The sequence below is a fragment of the Streptomyces sp. RPA4-2 genome, assembly GCF_012273515.2.
In the GTDB taxonomy this organism is placed as follows: domain Bacteria; phylum Actinomycetota; class Actinomycetes; order Streptomycetales; family Streptomycetaceae; genus Streptomyces; species Streptomyces kaempferi.
Genome location: NZ_CP050975.2, coordinates 1,661,047 through 1,675,381 on the forward strand (window position 1 = coordinate 1,661,047; position 14,335 = coordinate 1,675,381).

At 73.2% G+C, this 14,335-nt stretch carries 11 protein-coding genes and 1 pseudogene; 7 read left to right on the plus strand and 5 right to left on the minus strand.

What is annotated here, in order from left to right; genetic code table 11:
* Positions 1-6: 6 nt before the first annotated feature.
* The gene (locus HEP85_RS06905; protein WP_168527006.1) at positions 7-732 is read right to left on the minus strand and encodes an ABC transporter permease subunit; all 726 of its coding nucleotides are present in this window, start codon (positions 730-732) and stop codon (positions 7-9) included.
* Between the two features lie 2 nt (positions 733-734).
* Positions 735-1,670 (minus strand): ABC transporter ATP-binding protein, encoded by a 936-nt coding sequence (locus HEP85_RS06910; protein ID WP_168527007.1) that lies wholly within the window; start codon positions 1,668-1,670, stop codon positions 735-737.
* Positions 1,671-1,778: 108 nt separating this feature from the next.
* On the opposite strand from HEP85_RS06910, the gene HEP85_RS06915 reads away from it, so the two are divergent.
* The 3 genes from HEP85_RS06915 (at position 1,779) to HEP85_RS06925 (ending at position 4,987) form a co-directional block, all read left to right on the plus strand.
* Positions 1,779-2,927 carry a sensor histidine kinase gene (locus HEP85_RS06915; RefSeq protein WP_168527008.1) on the plus strand — a complete coding sequence of 383 codons (1,149 nt, stop codon included), beginning with the start codon at positions 1,779-1,781 and terminating at the stop codon, positions 2,925-2,927.
* A gap of 140 nt (positions 2,928-3,067) precedes the next feature.
* Positions 3,068-3,730 (plus strand): response regulator transcription factor, encoded by a 663-nt coding sequence (locus HEP85_RS06920; protein ID WP_168527009.1) that lies wholly within the window; start codon positions 3,068-3,070, stop codon positions 3,728-3,730.
* Between the two features lie 99 nt (positions 3,731-3,829).
* A complete protein-coding gene (locus HEP85_RS06925; RefSeq protein WP_168527010.1) occupies positions 3,830-4,987 on the plus strand; it encodes an ROK family transcriptional regulator in 1,158 nt (385 codons plus the stop codon).
* A gap of 207 nt (positions 4,988-5,194) precedes the next feature.
* Here the strand turns inward: HEP85_RS06925 and HEP85_RS06930 are convergent, their stop codons facing one another.
* Positions 5,195-5,956 carry a GntR family transcriptional regulator gene (locus HEP85_RS06930; RefSeq protein WP_168533399.1) on the minus strand — a complete coding sequence of 254 codons (762 nt, stop codon included), beginning with the start codon at positions 5,954-5,956 and terminating at the stop codon, positions 5,195-5,197.
* Between the two features lie 250 nt (positions 5,957-6,206).
* Positions 6,207-7,091 carry an RNA polymerase sigma-70 factor gene (locus HEP85_RS06935; RefSeq protein ID WP_329286048.1) on the minus strand — a complete coding sequence of 295 codons (885 nt, stop codon included), beginning with the start codon at positions 7,089-7,091 and terminating at the stop codon, positions 6,207-6,209.
* 255 nt (positions 7,092-7,346) lie between these two features.
* Between HEP85_RS06935 and HEP85_RS06940 the strand changes: the two genes are divergently transcribed.
* The gene (locus tag HEP85_RS06940) at positions 7,347-8,177 is read left to right on the plus strand and encodes an alpha/beta fold hydrolase (protein WP_168527012.1); all 831 of its coding nucleotides are present in this window, start codon (positions 7,347-7,349) and stop codon (positions 8,175-8,177) included.
* A gap of 72 nt (positions 8,178-8,249) precedes the next feature.
* Here the strand turns inward: HEP85_RS06940 and HEP85_RS06945 are convergent.
* Positions 8,250-9,140 (minus strand): annotated as a pseudogene (locus HEP85_RS06945) (DMT family transporter); the annotation flags it as partial.
* On the opposite strand from HEP85_RS06945, the gene HEP85_RS06950 reads away from it, so the two are divergent.
* The 3 genes from HEP85_RS06950 (at position 9,131) to HEP85_RS06960 (ending at position 14,288) form a co-directional block, all read left to right on the plus strand.
* On the plus strand, positions 9,131-10,636 hold the full coding sequence (locus HEP85_RS06950; RefSeq protein ID WP_329286052.1) for a PLP-dependent aminotransferase family protein: 1,506 nt from the start codon (positions 9,131-9,133) through the stop codon (positions 10,634-10,636). The pseudogene HEP85_RS06945 and the gene HEP85_RS06950 sit on opposite strands and share 10 nt — an antisense overlap.
* 210 nt (positions 10,637-10,846) lie before the next feature.
* Positions 10,847-12,445 (plus strand): alkaline phosphatase, encoded by a 1,599-nt coding sequence (locus HEP85_RS06955; RefSeq protein WP_168527013.1) that lies wholly within the window; start codon positions 10,847-10,849, stop codon positions 12,443-12,445.
* Positions 12,446-12,833: 388 nt separating this feature from the next.
* Positions 12,834-14,288, plus strand: coding sequence for a GNAT family N-acetyltransferase (locus HEP85_RS06960; protein WP_248001860.1), 1,455 nt, complete (start codon positions 12,834-12,836; stop codon positions 14,286-14,288).
* Positions 14,289-14,335 lie beyond the last annotated feature (47 nt).

Below are 14,335 nucleotides of genomic sequence, written 5' to 3' on the forward strand. Positions count from 1 at the left end.
CCCGGGTCACGCGTCCCGGCGGCGCACGCTCCACACGCCCGCGAGCAGTGCGCCGGCGGCCCACAGCGCGGTCACCCCGAGCCCGGCCCAGGGTCCGAGGCCGCCGTCCGCCGATTCGTGCAGTACCGCCTGTCCCGCCTTGTCGGGCAGGAAGTCGGCCACGGTGCCCGAGGCTCCCCCGACGACGAAGGACACGATCAGGAGGAACGGGACGAGGATGCTCAGGGTGGCGACACCGCTGCGCAGAACGGCCGCGAGGCCCGCGGCGAACAGGGCCATCAGCGTCAGATAGACGGCACAGCCGACGACGCCGCGCAGTTCCTCCCCCGCGCTCAGCCCGCTCGCCCTGTCTCCCAGCACCGAGGTGCCCACGGCCAGGCTCGCACCTCCCGTGACCAGACCGGTCACCAGCGCCGGTCCGGCGATCGCCACCGCCTTGGCGAGGAACCATCGCACACGGTCGGGGACCGCGGTGAGCGAGACGCGCAGGGCGCCGCTCTGGAACTCGGCCGAGACCGCCTGCGCGCCGAAGGTGATCGCCGCGATCTGCCCGAAGCTGACGCCGAAGAACACCGAGAACAGCGGGTCGAAGTCCTGGTCCCCCGAGTCGTCGAGGCCCGCGAGCGCGGAGAAGGCCGTGGTGGCCAGGAGGACGGCGACCAGTCCCCCGACGAGCGACCGCAGCGTACGGATCTTGATCCACTCGGCGTGGAGTGCGGGGACGAACATCATGGTCAGGCCTCCTGAGGCCGCGTCGGGGCAGGCGTGCCGGCGAACTCGGTCTCGTTCGTCGTCAGATCCAGGTAGGCCTGTTCCAACGTCGCCTCCTCCGCCGCGAGTTCGAGGACGGGCAGGTTCGCGGCCGCCGCGAGGCGCCCGATGTCGTCCACGCGCGCGTCGAGGGCGGTCCAGCGTCCGTCCTCCCCCTGGACCGCGTCGATGCCGTGCCGGGCTAGCAGGTCGCCCAGCGCGGCCCCTTCCGTGGTGCGCACCCGCACCCGGGGCTGTACGCGCGCGTCGATGAACTCGCGCATGGGCGTGTCGGCGAGGAGTCTGCCCCGGCCGAGGACGACGAGGTGGTCGGCGAAGGACGCGGTCTCGTTCATGAGGTGGCTGGAGACGAGGACCGTGCGGCCCTCCCGGGCCAGCCCGCGCATCAACTCCCGGATCCAGATGATGCCTTCGGGGTCGAGCCCGTTCGACGGCTCGTCCAGCAGCACCACGGGCGGGTCGCCGAGGAGCGCGGCGGCGATGCCCAGACGCTGGCGCATGCCCAGTGAGTACGTCTTCACCCGGCGCCGCGCGACCGACGCGAGTCCCGCCTCCTCGAGGACCTCGTCCACACGCCGTTCGGGTACGCGGTTGCTCGCGGCGAGCGCGCGCAGATGGTCGCGGGCGGTCCGCGATCCGTGCGCGGCCCCCGCGTCGAGCAGGGCACCCACGCGCCGCAGCGGCTCGTGGAGGCCGGCGTAGGCGCGGCCCCCGATGCGGGCGCTGCCGGACGTGGGCCGGTCCAGGCCCAGGACGAGCCGCATGGTGGTCGACTTCCCGGCGCCGTTGGGGCCGAGGAATCCGGTGACGCGGCCCGGGAGAACACGGAAGGTGAGGTGGTCCACGGCGCGCCTGCCGCCGTACTCCTTGGTCAGGTCTTGGACGTCGATGCTGGTCATGTGCTCAGCGTGGCCGTCGCCGACCGGTCGTCACCTCCCCCGCGGGTGGAGATCGTCTCCCCCGCCCGGGGGAGGCCGACCGCCGGTGCCGCCTGACACGATGGCGCGATGGCCCGCCTTCTGCGCCCGCTGTGCCGGGGGACGACGTACACACGCCTGCTGCATCTGTGGGTGCCCATGCTGTTCGTCAGCGTGTGGCTGTTCATCGACATGTCGAAGCCCTGGGTGCCCGCGGCGCTGCTGATCCCGCTGGGGCTGATCCCGGCCGTACGGCGCGGCGAGGGGGTGCAGGCGCGCCACATGCTGGCGCGCGACAGCGAGGACGCGGCGCTCTCGGTCACGCCCTCGGCCACGTGGCGGGACAGATGGCGGACCGTGCTCTGGCTGGAGTCGCGGATGGTGTTGGGCGCGGCGGCCTGCGTGCTCACCGTCTGGCTGCCGGCGACCGCCGTCGACGCGCTCAGGGCGACGTGGAGCCCGGTCGACGGCCCGGTCGTGTCGGTGTCCCATCCGCACTGGGCCTACGCGCTCCTCGTCCCGTTCCCGCTGCTCGCCCTCTACGGAGGGGTGGTCGGCCTCGGCGAGCTGACCACGGCCGTCGCGCGCCGTCTTCTCGGTCCGTCCCCCGCCGAGCGGCTCTCCGCCCTGGAGGAGCGCACCGAGCAGCTTCTGGAGCGCACGCGCATCGCCCGTGAACTGCACGACTCGATCGGTCACGCGCTGACGGTGGCGGTGGTGCAGGCGGGCGCCGCGCGGGCGGCCGGCGACCCCGCGTTCACCGACCGGGCCCTCGGCGCCATCGAGGACACCGGCCGGGCCGCCCTGGAGGATCTCGAACGGGTGCTCGGTGTGCTGCGCGAGCCGGGGCGGCCGGCGAGCGGCAGACCGACGCTGACCGAGGCCGACCGGCTCCTGGACTCGGCGCGCGCCTCGGGGGCGGCGGTGGACGCCGAGGTGACGGGTCCACTGGAGACCGTGCCGGGGCCGGTGTCCCGCGAGGGGTACCGCATCCTGCAGGAGTCGCTCACCAATGTGCTGCGGCACGCGGGCGGTGTGCCGGTCCGGGTGCGCATCGCGGTCGACGGCGGCAGCCTCGGCCTGGAGGTCCGCAGCCCGCTGAACGGGGAGGTACCGGGGCCGGGCCGCGGCAGCGGTCTGCGCGGGATACGGGAGCGGGCGGCGCTGCTCGGCGGACGGGCGCGAACCGGACCCGACGAGGGCGACTGGCAGGTGCGCGTGGACCTACCGCTGCGCTGATCCCCGCCGGGCGGCACCCACGGAACCGTGCCGGACGGCACCGGTTGACCCATGCCGCCGGCACCGGCCGCGCACAGTGGTCCGGACGGGTGCCGGGCCGCGCCCCTGACGGTCCGTAGGACGTGATCTACGCTGGCCCGATGCCGGTCACCGTTCTCCTCGTCGACGACGAACCCCTCGTACGGGCCGGGCTGCGTGCCGTCCTGGAGTCGCAGCCGGACATCGAGGTCGTCGGGGAGGCGGCCGACGGCGCCGCGGTGATCCCCCTGGTACGGCGGCTGCGGCCGGACGTGGTCGCCATGGACGTCCGCATGCCCCTCATGGACGGCATCGAGGCCACCCGCGCGGTGCTGCGGACCGTCAGCGATCCACCGAAGATCCTCGTGGTGACGACGTTCGAGAACGACGAGTACGTCTACGAGGCGCTGCGCGCGGGTGCCGACGGATTCCTGCTGAAGCGGGCACGGCCCGCCGAGATCGTGCACGCCGTACGGCTGGTCGCCGAGGGCGAGTCCCTGCTCTTCCCCGCGTCCTTACGGCAGTTGGCCGCCGCGTACGGAAACGACGCGGGCAGTCCCGTGGCACGGGCGGCCATGGAGCGGGCCGCGCTGACCGAGCGGGAGACGGACGTGCTGCGGCTGATGGCGCGGGGGCTGTCGAACGCGGAGATCGCGGCGCGGCTGGTGGTCGGCACGGAGACGGTGAAGTCACACGTCAGCGCCGTACTGGCGAAACTGGGCGCCCGGGACCGCACTCAAGCGGTGATCGCGGCGTACGAGTCGGGGTTCGTGGCTCCGGGCTGAGAACGACCCGCCGGTGAAGAAGGGGTCCCCGGCCCTCGCCGGAGCGCTCCGCGGCGAGTACGATCCGGCCAACACGCGCGCTAGCTGGGAGGACGGACGTTGGGGCGGTTGACCGGCGGGGACCCTTCTCTGCTGCGAAGGATCAATTCCGCGGTGGTGCTGCACGCGCTGCGGGCCACTGAGTGCGCGACCCTCACCGAGGTCACCCGGGTGACCGGGCTGTCGCGGCCCACGGTCGAGGGTGTCGTCGAAGGGCTGATCGAGGCCGGACTCGTGGTCGAGAAGGCGGCCGAGGAGGGCGCCGCACGGCGCCAGGGGCGCCCGGCACGCCGGTTCAGGTTCCGGGCCGAGGCGGGCCATCTGCTGGGTCTCGAGATCGGTCCGCACCGCGTCAGCGTGCTCCTGGCCGATCTGGACGGACGTGTCCTGGGCGCGCTCTCCAAGGAGGTCGACGAGGCGGCGCCGGCGGACGAGCGGCTCGACCGGCTGCGCACGGCGGTCGCCGAGCTGCTGCGCCGGGCCGGCGTCGCCCGCAGCTCGCTGCGCGCGGTGGGCGTGGGAAGCCCCGGGATCGTCGAGGCGGACGGCACCGTACGGCTGGGCACGGCGTTGCCGGAGTGGACGGGGCTGCGGCTGGGCGAGCGGCTGAGCCGTTCCTTCAAGTGCCCGGTGCTGGTGGAGAACGACGCCAACGCGGCGGCGGTCGCCGAGCACTGGAAGGGTTCGGCGACCGAGTCGGACGACGTGGTGTTCGTGCTGGCCGGGCTGAGCCCCGGCGCGGGTTCGCTGATCGGCGGGCGGCTGCACCGGGGATACGGGGGCGCCGCCGGAGAGATCGGGGCGCTGCATCTGCTGGGCAGCGAGGCGACCCCCGAGACGCTGCTGTCGACCACGGACGAGCCGCTGCACCCGCTCGACGAGCAGGCCGTCGCCGAGGTCTTCGCGCTCGCCAAGGGCGGCGACCAGCGGGCCCGCGCGGCGGTCGACCGCTTCATCCAGCGGCTCGTGCACGACGTGGCGGCGCTGGCCCTCGCCCTCGATCCCGAACTCGTCGTGATCGGCGGCTGGGCGGCCGGTCTGGACGGCGTACTGGAGCCGCTGCGGCGCGAGTTGGCCCGCTACTGTCTGCGGCCGCCCAAGGTGACGCTCTCCCTCCTGGGCGAGGCCGCCATCGCGACGGGTGCCCTGCGGCTGGCCCTCGACCATGTGGAGGAGGAGCTGTTCGCGGTGGAGGGGACCGTGACGGCGCGCCACTGAAGGTCGCTCGGCGGGGCCCGGCTCGACGCCGGGGACCGCACGCCGGGCCCTACGACGAAGACCGCACACCGGGCCGTACGCCGGTCCTTACGACGTGGGCCCCACGCCAAAGAGCGGCCGGCGAGGGCCGGTTGGCGAAAAGCCGTCGCGCCCCGGAGTGTCCGGGGCGCGACGGCTGCGGCTCGGCGGCAGCCCGAGCTTCAGGGTTCAGGAGGCTTGGCGCTCCGGGTCGTGGTGGATCTCCACGCCGCCGGAGTCCCCGAAGGTCAGCCGGCAGGTGTCCGCGCGGTACGTGGCCACGGAGACCGCCGCGGTACGACCCCGCGCGTGGAACCGGGTCGTGACGACGAGGACGGGTGCTCCGGGCAGCCGGTCCAGCTCCTTGGCGTCGTCCGCGCGGGCCGAGCCGAGCTCGACGGCGCGGTCCTGGCCGTCCAGGTCGAGGCGCTGCAGTTCGCGCAGCACGGCACGCGCGCGTGCCGCCCCCGCGGGCGCGTCTATCGCCGAGAGGTCGGGCACCGAGGACGCCGGGACGTAGAGCAGCTCGGCGGCCACCGGCTGGCCGTGCGTACCCCGGGAACGGCGGACGGTGTGCACCGCGACGTCGTGGCCCGTCTCCAGGGCGTCGGCCACCGAGGCGGGCGGAACCGCCGTCGCGCAGTCCGTGGGCTGCCAGGCGTCGCCGACCGCACCCGGCCACACGTGCTGCTCGGATCCGACGGCCACGCCCACGCGCGGCGGGGCCACCGTGGTGCCCACTCCGCGGCGCCGCTGCAGACGCCCTTCCAGCTCAAGCTGTTCGAGTGCCTGGCGCAGAGTGGCCCGGGCGACCCCGAACCTGGCCGCGAGGTCGCGCTCGTTCGGCAGGATCTCCCCCACCGAGAACTCGGAGTCCAGTGCCTCGGTGAGCACTGTCCTGAGATGCCAGTACTTAGGCTCCGGCACCGTTTCCAGCTGCGTGGTCCCCACCCTGTCCTCCGCAATCGCCGTGGCCCGGCGGCGTTTAGCGCCCTTGTTTATTAAAGGTTCCTGCACTATCTCTGCGACCATAAAGCCGCCCTCACCCTTGGTCAAGACCAATCCTCGATCCCTTACGCATTGCATAGGCGGGTGCCGCGGAGCGTTCACGGACCGTTCGCGCTGGGCGATGTTCGTGACATGACGCCGAAAGCCCCCGTCCTCAGGACGGGGGCTTTCGGCTGGTAAGGGGCCGGTGCGACTACTGGTTGCCCAGGGACACCAGCTTCTCCGGGTTGCGCACGATGTAGACGCACTGGATCCGGCCGTCCACGACATCGAGTTGGAAGACGCTGTCGGGCTTGTCCCCGGACAGCGCCAGCAGCGCCGCGCCGCCGTTGAGCTCCAGGAGGCGGAAGGAGAGGTCGGGGGCGCCCTTCCGCGCGGCGCCGAGGAGGAAGCGGCCCACCTTGTCGGCCGTTTCGATGACCCGCAGCGGCGCCTTGGACAGACCGCCGCTGTCGCCGACCAGCCGGACGTCCGGGGCCAGCAGGGACATGAGCCCCGCCAGGTCCCCCTCCGCCGCCGCGGCGAGGAACCGTTCGGTCAGATCACGGCGTTCGGCCGGGTCGACCTCGTAGCGCGGGCGCCTTTCCCCGACGTGCTTGCGGGCCCGCCCGGCGAGCTGGCGCACCGCCGGCTCGCCGCGGTCCAGAACGGCGGCGATCTCCGCGTACGGGAAGCCGAAGGCCTCCCTGAGCACGAACACCGCGCGTTCCAGGGGGGACAAGGATTCCAGGACGACGAGGACGGCGAGCGAAACGGAGTCGGCGAGCACGGCCCGCTCGGCGGTGTCCGCGACGGTGTCCCCGAAGTCGGTGACGTACGGCTCGGGGAGCCACGGGCCCACGTAGGCCTCGTTGCGCGACTGCACCTGGCGCAGCCGGTCGATGGCGAGCCGGGTGGTGACGCGCACCAGATAGCCGCGCGGTTCGCGGACCTCGCTCCGGTCCGCGCCCGACCAGCGGAGCCAGGCCTCCTGGACCACGTCCTCCGCGTCGGCCACCCGCCCCAGCATGCGGTAGGCGACGCCCATGAGGACGGAGCGGTGTTCTTCGAAGACCTCGGTCGCGGTGTCGGTGGTCACGGCTCCATCCCAGCCGACGCGTCCCGTCCTGTCCAGGCGGCACGTGCTCCGCCCCGCGCGGAGCGACGGGAGGTCGATCCGAGGGCATGCGGGGCGAGTTGACGGGCGTACGGGGCGGGCGCGGCGTGCGGGCCGGGCACGCGCGTGGACGTCGCGCGGTTCCCGGCCACCGGGGGCTACCCGTCGGTAGCGGTTGCTGACAAGCTGTCTACGACGTTGGTTCCGACAGCGTGCCACCAGACGAGGAGCAGCATCATGTCCGCCACGGTCTCCTTCAGCCTCCCCTCCGCGCACGGCCCGAAGACCGTGACCATGTCCTACGCGCGCGTGGGCACCGGCGAACCGCTGCTCCTGCTGCACGGCATCGGTCACCACCGGCAGGCCTGGGACCCGGTCGTCCACATCCTGGCCGCCGAGCGCGAGGTGATAGCCGTCGACCTGCCCGGATTCGGCGCGTCCCCGGCGCTGCCCGACGGGCTCACGCACGACCTCGGCACGGTGGTGCCCGTGCTCGGCGCGCTGTGCGAGGCGCTGGAGCTCGACCGGCCGCATGTGGCGGGCAACTCGCTGGGCGGACTCCTGGCCCTGGAACTGGGCCGCGAGAAGCTCGTACGGTCCGTCACCGCGCTGTCGCCCGCGGGATTCTGGACGACGGCCGAGCGACGGTACGCGTTCGGAGTGCTGCTGGCGATGCGGCAGGGCGCGCGACGCCTGCCGCTTCCCGCGGTCGAACGTCTCTCGCGCACCATGGTCGGACGGGCCGCTCTGACCAGCACCATCTACGCCCGGCCCGGCCGTCGTTCACCCGAGGCCGTCGTCGCCGAGACCCTCGCGCTGGCCCACGCCGAGGGATTCGCCGAGACGCTGCGGGCCGGTATCAACGTCCAGTTCACGGACGACGTCCCGGGACTGCCCGTCACCGTGGCCTGGGGCACCCGGGACCGGCTGCTGGTGCGCCGTCAGGGCATCCGCGCCAAGCAGATCATTCCGCGGGCCCGGCTGGTGCGGCTGCCCGGCTGCGGGCACGTCCCGATGAACGACGACCCCGCGCTCGTCGCCCGCGTCATCCTGGACGGCAGCCGCTGAACACGGCGCGCCGGCGGCAGGGGCGCGTTTCGCGGCACGGAGCCCTCGTGCTCCGGAGCCGAGGGCCACTCCCGTACCGACCAGCACACTGCCGACGGCCTGCGCGGCGCCGTACGTGCCCGTGCCGACGAGCGGCGCCGTCCAGGCCGCCGCGACGGGGATGAGGCCGGAGAAGAGCGTGGCGCGCTCCGCGCCGATGCGCTGCACGCCCATGTACCAGGCCACGAAGCCGACCACCGTGACCACCACCGCCTGCCACAGCAGCGCGGTGGCCTCGGCGGCGTCCGGCGTCCGCAGCCATCCGCGGCCGTCGGCGAGGATCCCGGCCGCCGCGGACTCGAGCGCGGCGATCCCGCACACGGTGGCCGACAGGAGCCGTGGGCCCAGGGGGCGCAGCACCGGCACGGCGAGGACCGCGAAGCCCACCTCGCCGGCCAGCGCGCACACGGAGCACACGATGCCCGCCCCGTCGGTGCGGCCCCAGCCCTGGACGGTGCAGGCGCCCAGCGCGACGAGCGTCGCCCCGTACAGGACCCGGCGCCGCGGGCGGCGCCCCTCGGTGAGGGGGAGGAACACGGCCACGACGACCGGCGCACAGCCCACGAAGACCCCTGGGACGGCCGGTTCCGCCGTGCGTTCCGCCGCGAGCACGGCGAGGTTGAACCCGACCATGCCCACGGCCGCGAGCAGCGCGAGCCGCGCCCACTGGCGGGGCGCGAGCCGGCGCAGCGGTGCCGCGCCGTCGCGGCCGGCCAGCGGCAGCAGCAGCGCGCAGGCGAGGCCGTAGCGCAGGAACTGGCCCCCCGCGTACGGGTAGTGGCCCAGGACACTGTTGGCGGTGAAGGAGCCTCCGACGAGAACACAGGCGAGGGCGGCGAGCAGCGACCCCCGGGTGGTGGCGTTCATGACGGTGACGCTACGAAGCGCCGCCGTCCGGTTTAAGGTCCACTTCCATGACGTCATCGGGGACCAGTCACGGCGAGCCGGACGACGCCGCCCCGGGTCCCCCGGCCGCAAGCGACGCGAGCGGTCCCGGCCCGGCGGGCCCCGCTCTGTGGAGCGCGGCCTGGGAACTGCTCCTGCCGGCCGCTTCGGCGCCGGCTCGCGCGCGTGGCCGCGCGCTTCAGGCCGCGCTGCGGGAGGCGGTCCGTACGGGCCGGCTGGCGCCGGGCACCCGGCTGCCGTCCAGCCGCGAACTGGCCGTCGATCTCGGTGTGTCGCGGGGGCTGGTCACCGAGACGTACGAGCAGTTGACCGCTGAGGGGTATCTGCGCAGCGACCGGGGTGCGGGGACCTGGGTCGGCGACGCCGTTCGAGCGGGCCGCCCGGCCGCCCGCGATCTCGCCCCGCGGCCGACCGGGGCCGGCGCCGACTTCCTTCCCGGGACACCGGACCTGTCCCTGTTCCCGCGCGCCGCCTGGGCCGCCACCCAGCGCGGGGTGCTCGCCGAACTGCCGCACCACGCACTGGGTTACCCGGATCCGCGTGGTCTGCCCCGGCTGCGCACCGCTGTGGCGGAACTGCTCGTGCGACGCCGTGGCGTGGTCGCGGAACCGGAGCGCGTGGTCGTGGTCTCCGGGGTCGCGCAGGCGATGACGCTGCTCGGATTCGTGCTCCGCGCGCGCGGGATGCGCGCCGTCGGCGTCGAGGACCCCGGCAGTCCGGAGCACGAGGCCCTGTACGCCTCGGCCGCGGTCGGCACCGTACCGCTGCCCCTGGACGGGGAGGGGCTCGCCATGGGACCGCTGCTGGAGTCAGGCGTACGGGCGGTGGTGACGACGCCCGCCCATCAGTTCCCTTCGGGGATCGCGTACTCCGCGCGGCGCCGCACCGAACTCCTCGACTGGGCACGCTCGGTGGACGGGCTGGTGATCGAGGACGACTACGACGGGGACTTCCGCTACGACCGGGCTCCCGTAGGGGCGCTTCAGGGGCTCGATCCCGAGTGCGTCGCCTACACGGGGTCGGTCAGCAAGTCGCTCGCGCCCGGTCTGCGGCTCGGCTGGCTGCTCGTACCGGCGTCACTCGCCCCGGAGGTCGTCGCGCGCAAGCGGACCATGGATCTGGGGAACCCCGTCGTCGACCAGGCGCTCCTGGCGCGTTTCGTGGAACGGGGCGACTACGACCGGCAGTTGCGCCGTTGCCGGCGCGCCTACCGGGAACGGCGGGACGCCCTCGTCGCCGCCCTCGCGGAGTACTTCCCCGGCACGGAGGTGTCCGGGATCGCGGCGGGTCTGCACGTCATCGCCACGCTGCCCGAACGGTATGGGCCTCGGGACGACTTCCTGCTGCGGGCCACCGCGGCCGGGGTGACGGTGCGTCCGCTGACGGACTACGAGCGGGCCGTAAGCGCGGGCGGCGTGCGTCTGGTCCTCGGATACGCGCACCGGTCGCCCGCGCGGATCCGCGAAGGGGTACGGCTGCTGGCGGAGGCGGTACGGGCCGAGCCGGCCGGGTGAGCGGCCCGGGTGAGGAACCTACCGGGGAGCGCGTGAGACGCCCGGCTCACCCACCCGTGCGGGCGCGGGAGGACGCACGTGACTCGGGAGGTGGCCGCCGATTCCGCTGCCCGCGGGGCCAGTTGTTCACTTTCGGTTTCCGTACGCGCTGCGGCGCACCAGTAGTTGTGGCCTTGCACACCGGCCGGATCCGTCCCTGGAGGCGCATTCATGTCACACCGTCCGCAAGGCCCCCTCCCGCTCCCCGGCCGCCGCGGCGTGCTGCGCGGCACGCTGGCCGCCTCGGCCGCGCTGGCGCTGCCCACCGCGCTCGGGGCCGCCCCGGCGCTGGCCCTGTCCGGACGGCCGAAGGCCGGCTGGGGCGTCCAGGCCGGCGACGTGACCGCGGACTCCGGTCTGGTGTGGGTCCGTTCCGACCGTCCCGCCCGGATGATCGTCGAGACGTCCGCGACCGAGTCGTTCCGCAACCCGCGCAGGTGGCACGGACCGTTGCTCGGCGCGGACACGGACTTCACCGGTACGACACGGCTGCGCGGGCTGCCGGCGGGCGAGCAGATCCACTACCGCGTCCTGCTCGCCGACGCCGACGACCCCCGGCGTACCGGCGAGCCGGTGACGGGCACCTTCCGCACCGCGCCCGCGAAACGGCGTCGGGACGTGCGGTTCGTCTGGTCCGGTGACCTGGCCGGACAGGGCTGGGGCATCAACGAGTCGATCGGCGGCTACCGGATCTTCGACGCCATGGCGAAGGTGGACCCGGACTTCTTCCTGTGCAGCGGCGACAACATCTACGCCGACGGCCCGATCGCGGCCACCGCGTCGCTTCCGGACGGCGGCGTCTACCGGAGCCTCACCACCGAGGAGAAGTCGCACGTCGCGGTCACCCTGGCCGACTACCGGGGCAACTTCCGCTACAACCTGCTGGATTCCGCGCTGCGCCGGTTCAACGCCCAGGTGCCGAACATCATCCAGTGGGACGACCACGAGGTCCGCAACAACTGGTACCCCGGAGAGGTCATCGGGACCGGCACGCCCTACCCGGCCGGTACGGCACTCGACGACCTGGCGGTCCGCTCCCGGCGTGCCTTCTCCGAGTACTTCCCGATCTCCACGATCAGCGGGCGCCCGGACGGCAGGATCTACCGGACCGTCCACCACGGCCCGCTGCTGGACGTGTTCGTGCTGGACATGCGTACCTACCGGAACGCCAACTCGGCCGACGACCAGACCACCGACCCGCAGGGCATCCTCGGGCGTGAACAACTGGAGTGGCTCAAGCGCGAGTTGGCCGCGTCGCGCGCGGTGTGGAAGGTGATCGCCAACGACATGCCGCTCGGGCTGGTCGTGCCCGACCCGGGTGAGGGCAAGCCGAACTTCGAGGCCGTCGCCCAGGGCGACCCGGGCGCTCCGCTCGGCCGCGAACTGCAGATCGCGGAACTGCTGCGGTTCGTCAAGCACCGGAGGATCACCGGCACGGTGTGGCTGACGGCCGACGTGCACCACACCTCGGCACAGCACTACCACCCGTCGCGGGCCGCGTTCAAGGACTTCGAGCCCTTCTGGGAGTTCGTCTCCGGACCGCTCAACGCGGGTGCGTTCCCGGCGAGCGCCCTCGACGGCACCTTCGGACCGGACCGGGTCTTCGTCAAGGCGCCCACGGCCTCCAACGTCTCGCCGGCCGAGGGCTACCAGTTCTTCGGCGAGGTCGACATCGACGGCGACAGCGGGGAGTTGACGGTGCGTCTGCGGGAACAGGACGGCAGCGTGCTGTTCACCCAGGTGCTCCAGCCGGGACGTGTGGGTCAGTAGCTCCACGGCCTCTCCCGACTCCCGTACCCTCGACATGTCGGGTCGCGCACCGGAGTCATCCCCCGGTGCGCGCCCGCGTGGCCGCACGCGCCGACGCGTGCTTCGGCGGGCGGCCGAGCGGTCCGGGAGGCGTGGTGATCCCGTCCCTCTCGCGCGGACGGCTGACCGACGTAACTCGTCCAAAGTGGTGACACAGGCTCGTCGGCTCCGGACCGCACCGCCGCCGTGGGAGGGCGCCTGACCAGGCACGTAACTCAGGCGCTCCGAAGGAGGCAAAACAACCGCAAAAAGAACTACAAAAGGGATAGAAGGACACTTTACCGATCAGTCACAGACCGTTCGTGATCACGCAACACCACTCCTTCACAGTGGCTCCATGACTCCAGACATGTCTGATGTGACCCGTGCGAGGCACGGTCGTCCTGTTCATCACTGGCGGCGGGACCTCGTGGAGCTCGCCGCACTGTTCACAGCCGTCGCGGTCGCGGACGCCGTCGCCAACCTGATCGGGCACGGCCCGGACGGGGCGACTCTGCTGGTGATCTCGGCCGCCGTCCTGGTCGCCACGGCCGGATTCCACACATGGTGGGCACGCCGCCACGGTCACGCTCCCCCGCCGGACCATACCGGTGCCCGGACACTCGCCGACGGGCGGCAGTCCGGGCGGCCCGAGGAGACCGAGGAAACCGGGGAGACCGCCGCCGGGGCGACGGTGCTGTGGCGGATGCGGACGACGGTCAGGGACGAGCCGGGTTCGCTGGCCGCGCTGTGCACGGCGCTGGCGCACCTGCGGGTCGACATCCTCAGCCTGCAGACACACCCGCTCGCGGAGGGAACGGTGGACGAGTTCCTGCTCCGCGCACCCGCGGGGCTGGCCGCCTCCGGGATCACCCGCGCGCTCTCGCTGGCGGGCGGCTCCGGCACCTGGATCGAGCGGGCCGACGCCCACGACCTGGTGGACGCGCCCACCCGCGTCCTCGGCCTGGCCACGCGAACGGCTCTGGACGCGGCGGAACTTCCGCTGGCCCTCCGGCAGTTGCTCGGTCGGTGCACCATTCGTTCGCTGCCCGCCAGGTCCCCTGGATCGGGCCGGGCGGAAGAGGGCGCGCCGGTCGAAGGAGCGCTGGAAGACACGGTGATGCGGCTGCGCGCACCGGAGGGTGGAGTGATCACGGTGGAGCGGCCGTACCTGCCGTTCACGCCGACCGAGTTCGCGCGGGCGCGGGCCTTGGTCGAGCTGGACGCGCGCCTGGGTCCGCGCATCCCCCGGGGCCAGGACATGCTGACGCTGCCGGAGGGCAACGAGATCACCGTGCGCCGCGTCGACGTGTCCGACCTGCCGGCCGCGAAGGCGATGCACGAGCGCTGCTCGTCGCGCACGCTGAACATGCGGTACCACGGGCCGGTCGGGGACGCGGACCGCTATCTGAACCACCTGCTCAGTCCGCGCTTCGGCCGCACTCTCGCCGTCCGGACACCGTCGGGGCGCATGGTCGGGCTCGGCCACCTCCTCTGGGACGGTGACGAGACGGAGATCGCGCTGCTCGTCGAGGACGACTGGCAGCGGCGCGGTATCGGCGGCGAGCTGCTGGGCCGTCTGGTGGCGATGGCGGTCGAGGCGGGGTGCGAGAGCGTGTACGCCGTCACGCAGGCCTCCAACACCGGGATGGTCGCCGCGATGCGCGGCCTGGACCTCCCTCTCGACTACCAGATCGAGGAGGGCACCCTCGTGATCACCGCGCGCCTGGACACGACACCGGCGGCGTCCCCGCTCCCGTACGCCCAAGGGCAGGAGCAGGGCCGGCACGGGTCGCCGCGCGGTGAGCGGGTCAGGCGGGACTGAGGCCCCGACAAGGCCACGTACGTCACCGGTTCACGTCCGCCCCACGT

Excerpts from the sequence above, each read along its gene's own strand:
- HEP85_RS06905 (WP_168527006.1), bottom strand. The coding sequence starts at position 732 with ATGATGTTCGTCCCCGCACTCCACGCCGAGTGGATCAAGATCCGTACG.
- HEP85_RS06910 (WP_168527007.1), bottom strand. The coding sequence starts at position 1,670 with ATGACCAGCATCGACGTCCAAGACCTGACCAAGGAGTACGGCGGCAGG.
- HEP85_RS06915 (WP_168527008.1), top strand. The coding sequence starts at position 1,779 with ATGGCCCGCCTTCTGCGCCCGCTGTGCCGGGGGACGACGTACACACGC.
- HEP85_RS06920 (WP_168527009.1), top strand. The coding sequence starts at position 3,068 with ATGCCGGTCACCGTTCTCCTCGTCGACGACGAACCCCTCGTACGGGCC.
- HEP85_RS06940 (WP_168527012.1), top strand. The coding sequence starts at position 7,347 with ATGTCCGCCACGGTCTCCTTCAGCCTCCCCTCCGCGCACGGCCCGAAG.
- HEP85_RS06950 (WP_329286052.1), top strand. The coding sequence starts at position 9,131 with ATGACGTCATCGGGGACCAGTCACGGCGAGCCGGACGACGCCGCCCCG.
- HEP85_RS06955 (WP_168527013.1), top strand. The coding sequence starts at position 10,847 with ATGTCACACCGTCCGCAAGGCCCCCTCCCGCTCCCCGGCCGCCGCGGC.
- HEP85_RS06960 (WP_248001860.1), top strand. The coding sequence starts at position 12,834 with ATGTCTGATGTGACCCGTGCGAGGCACGGTCGTCCTGTTCATCACTGG.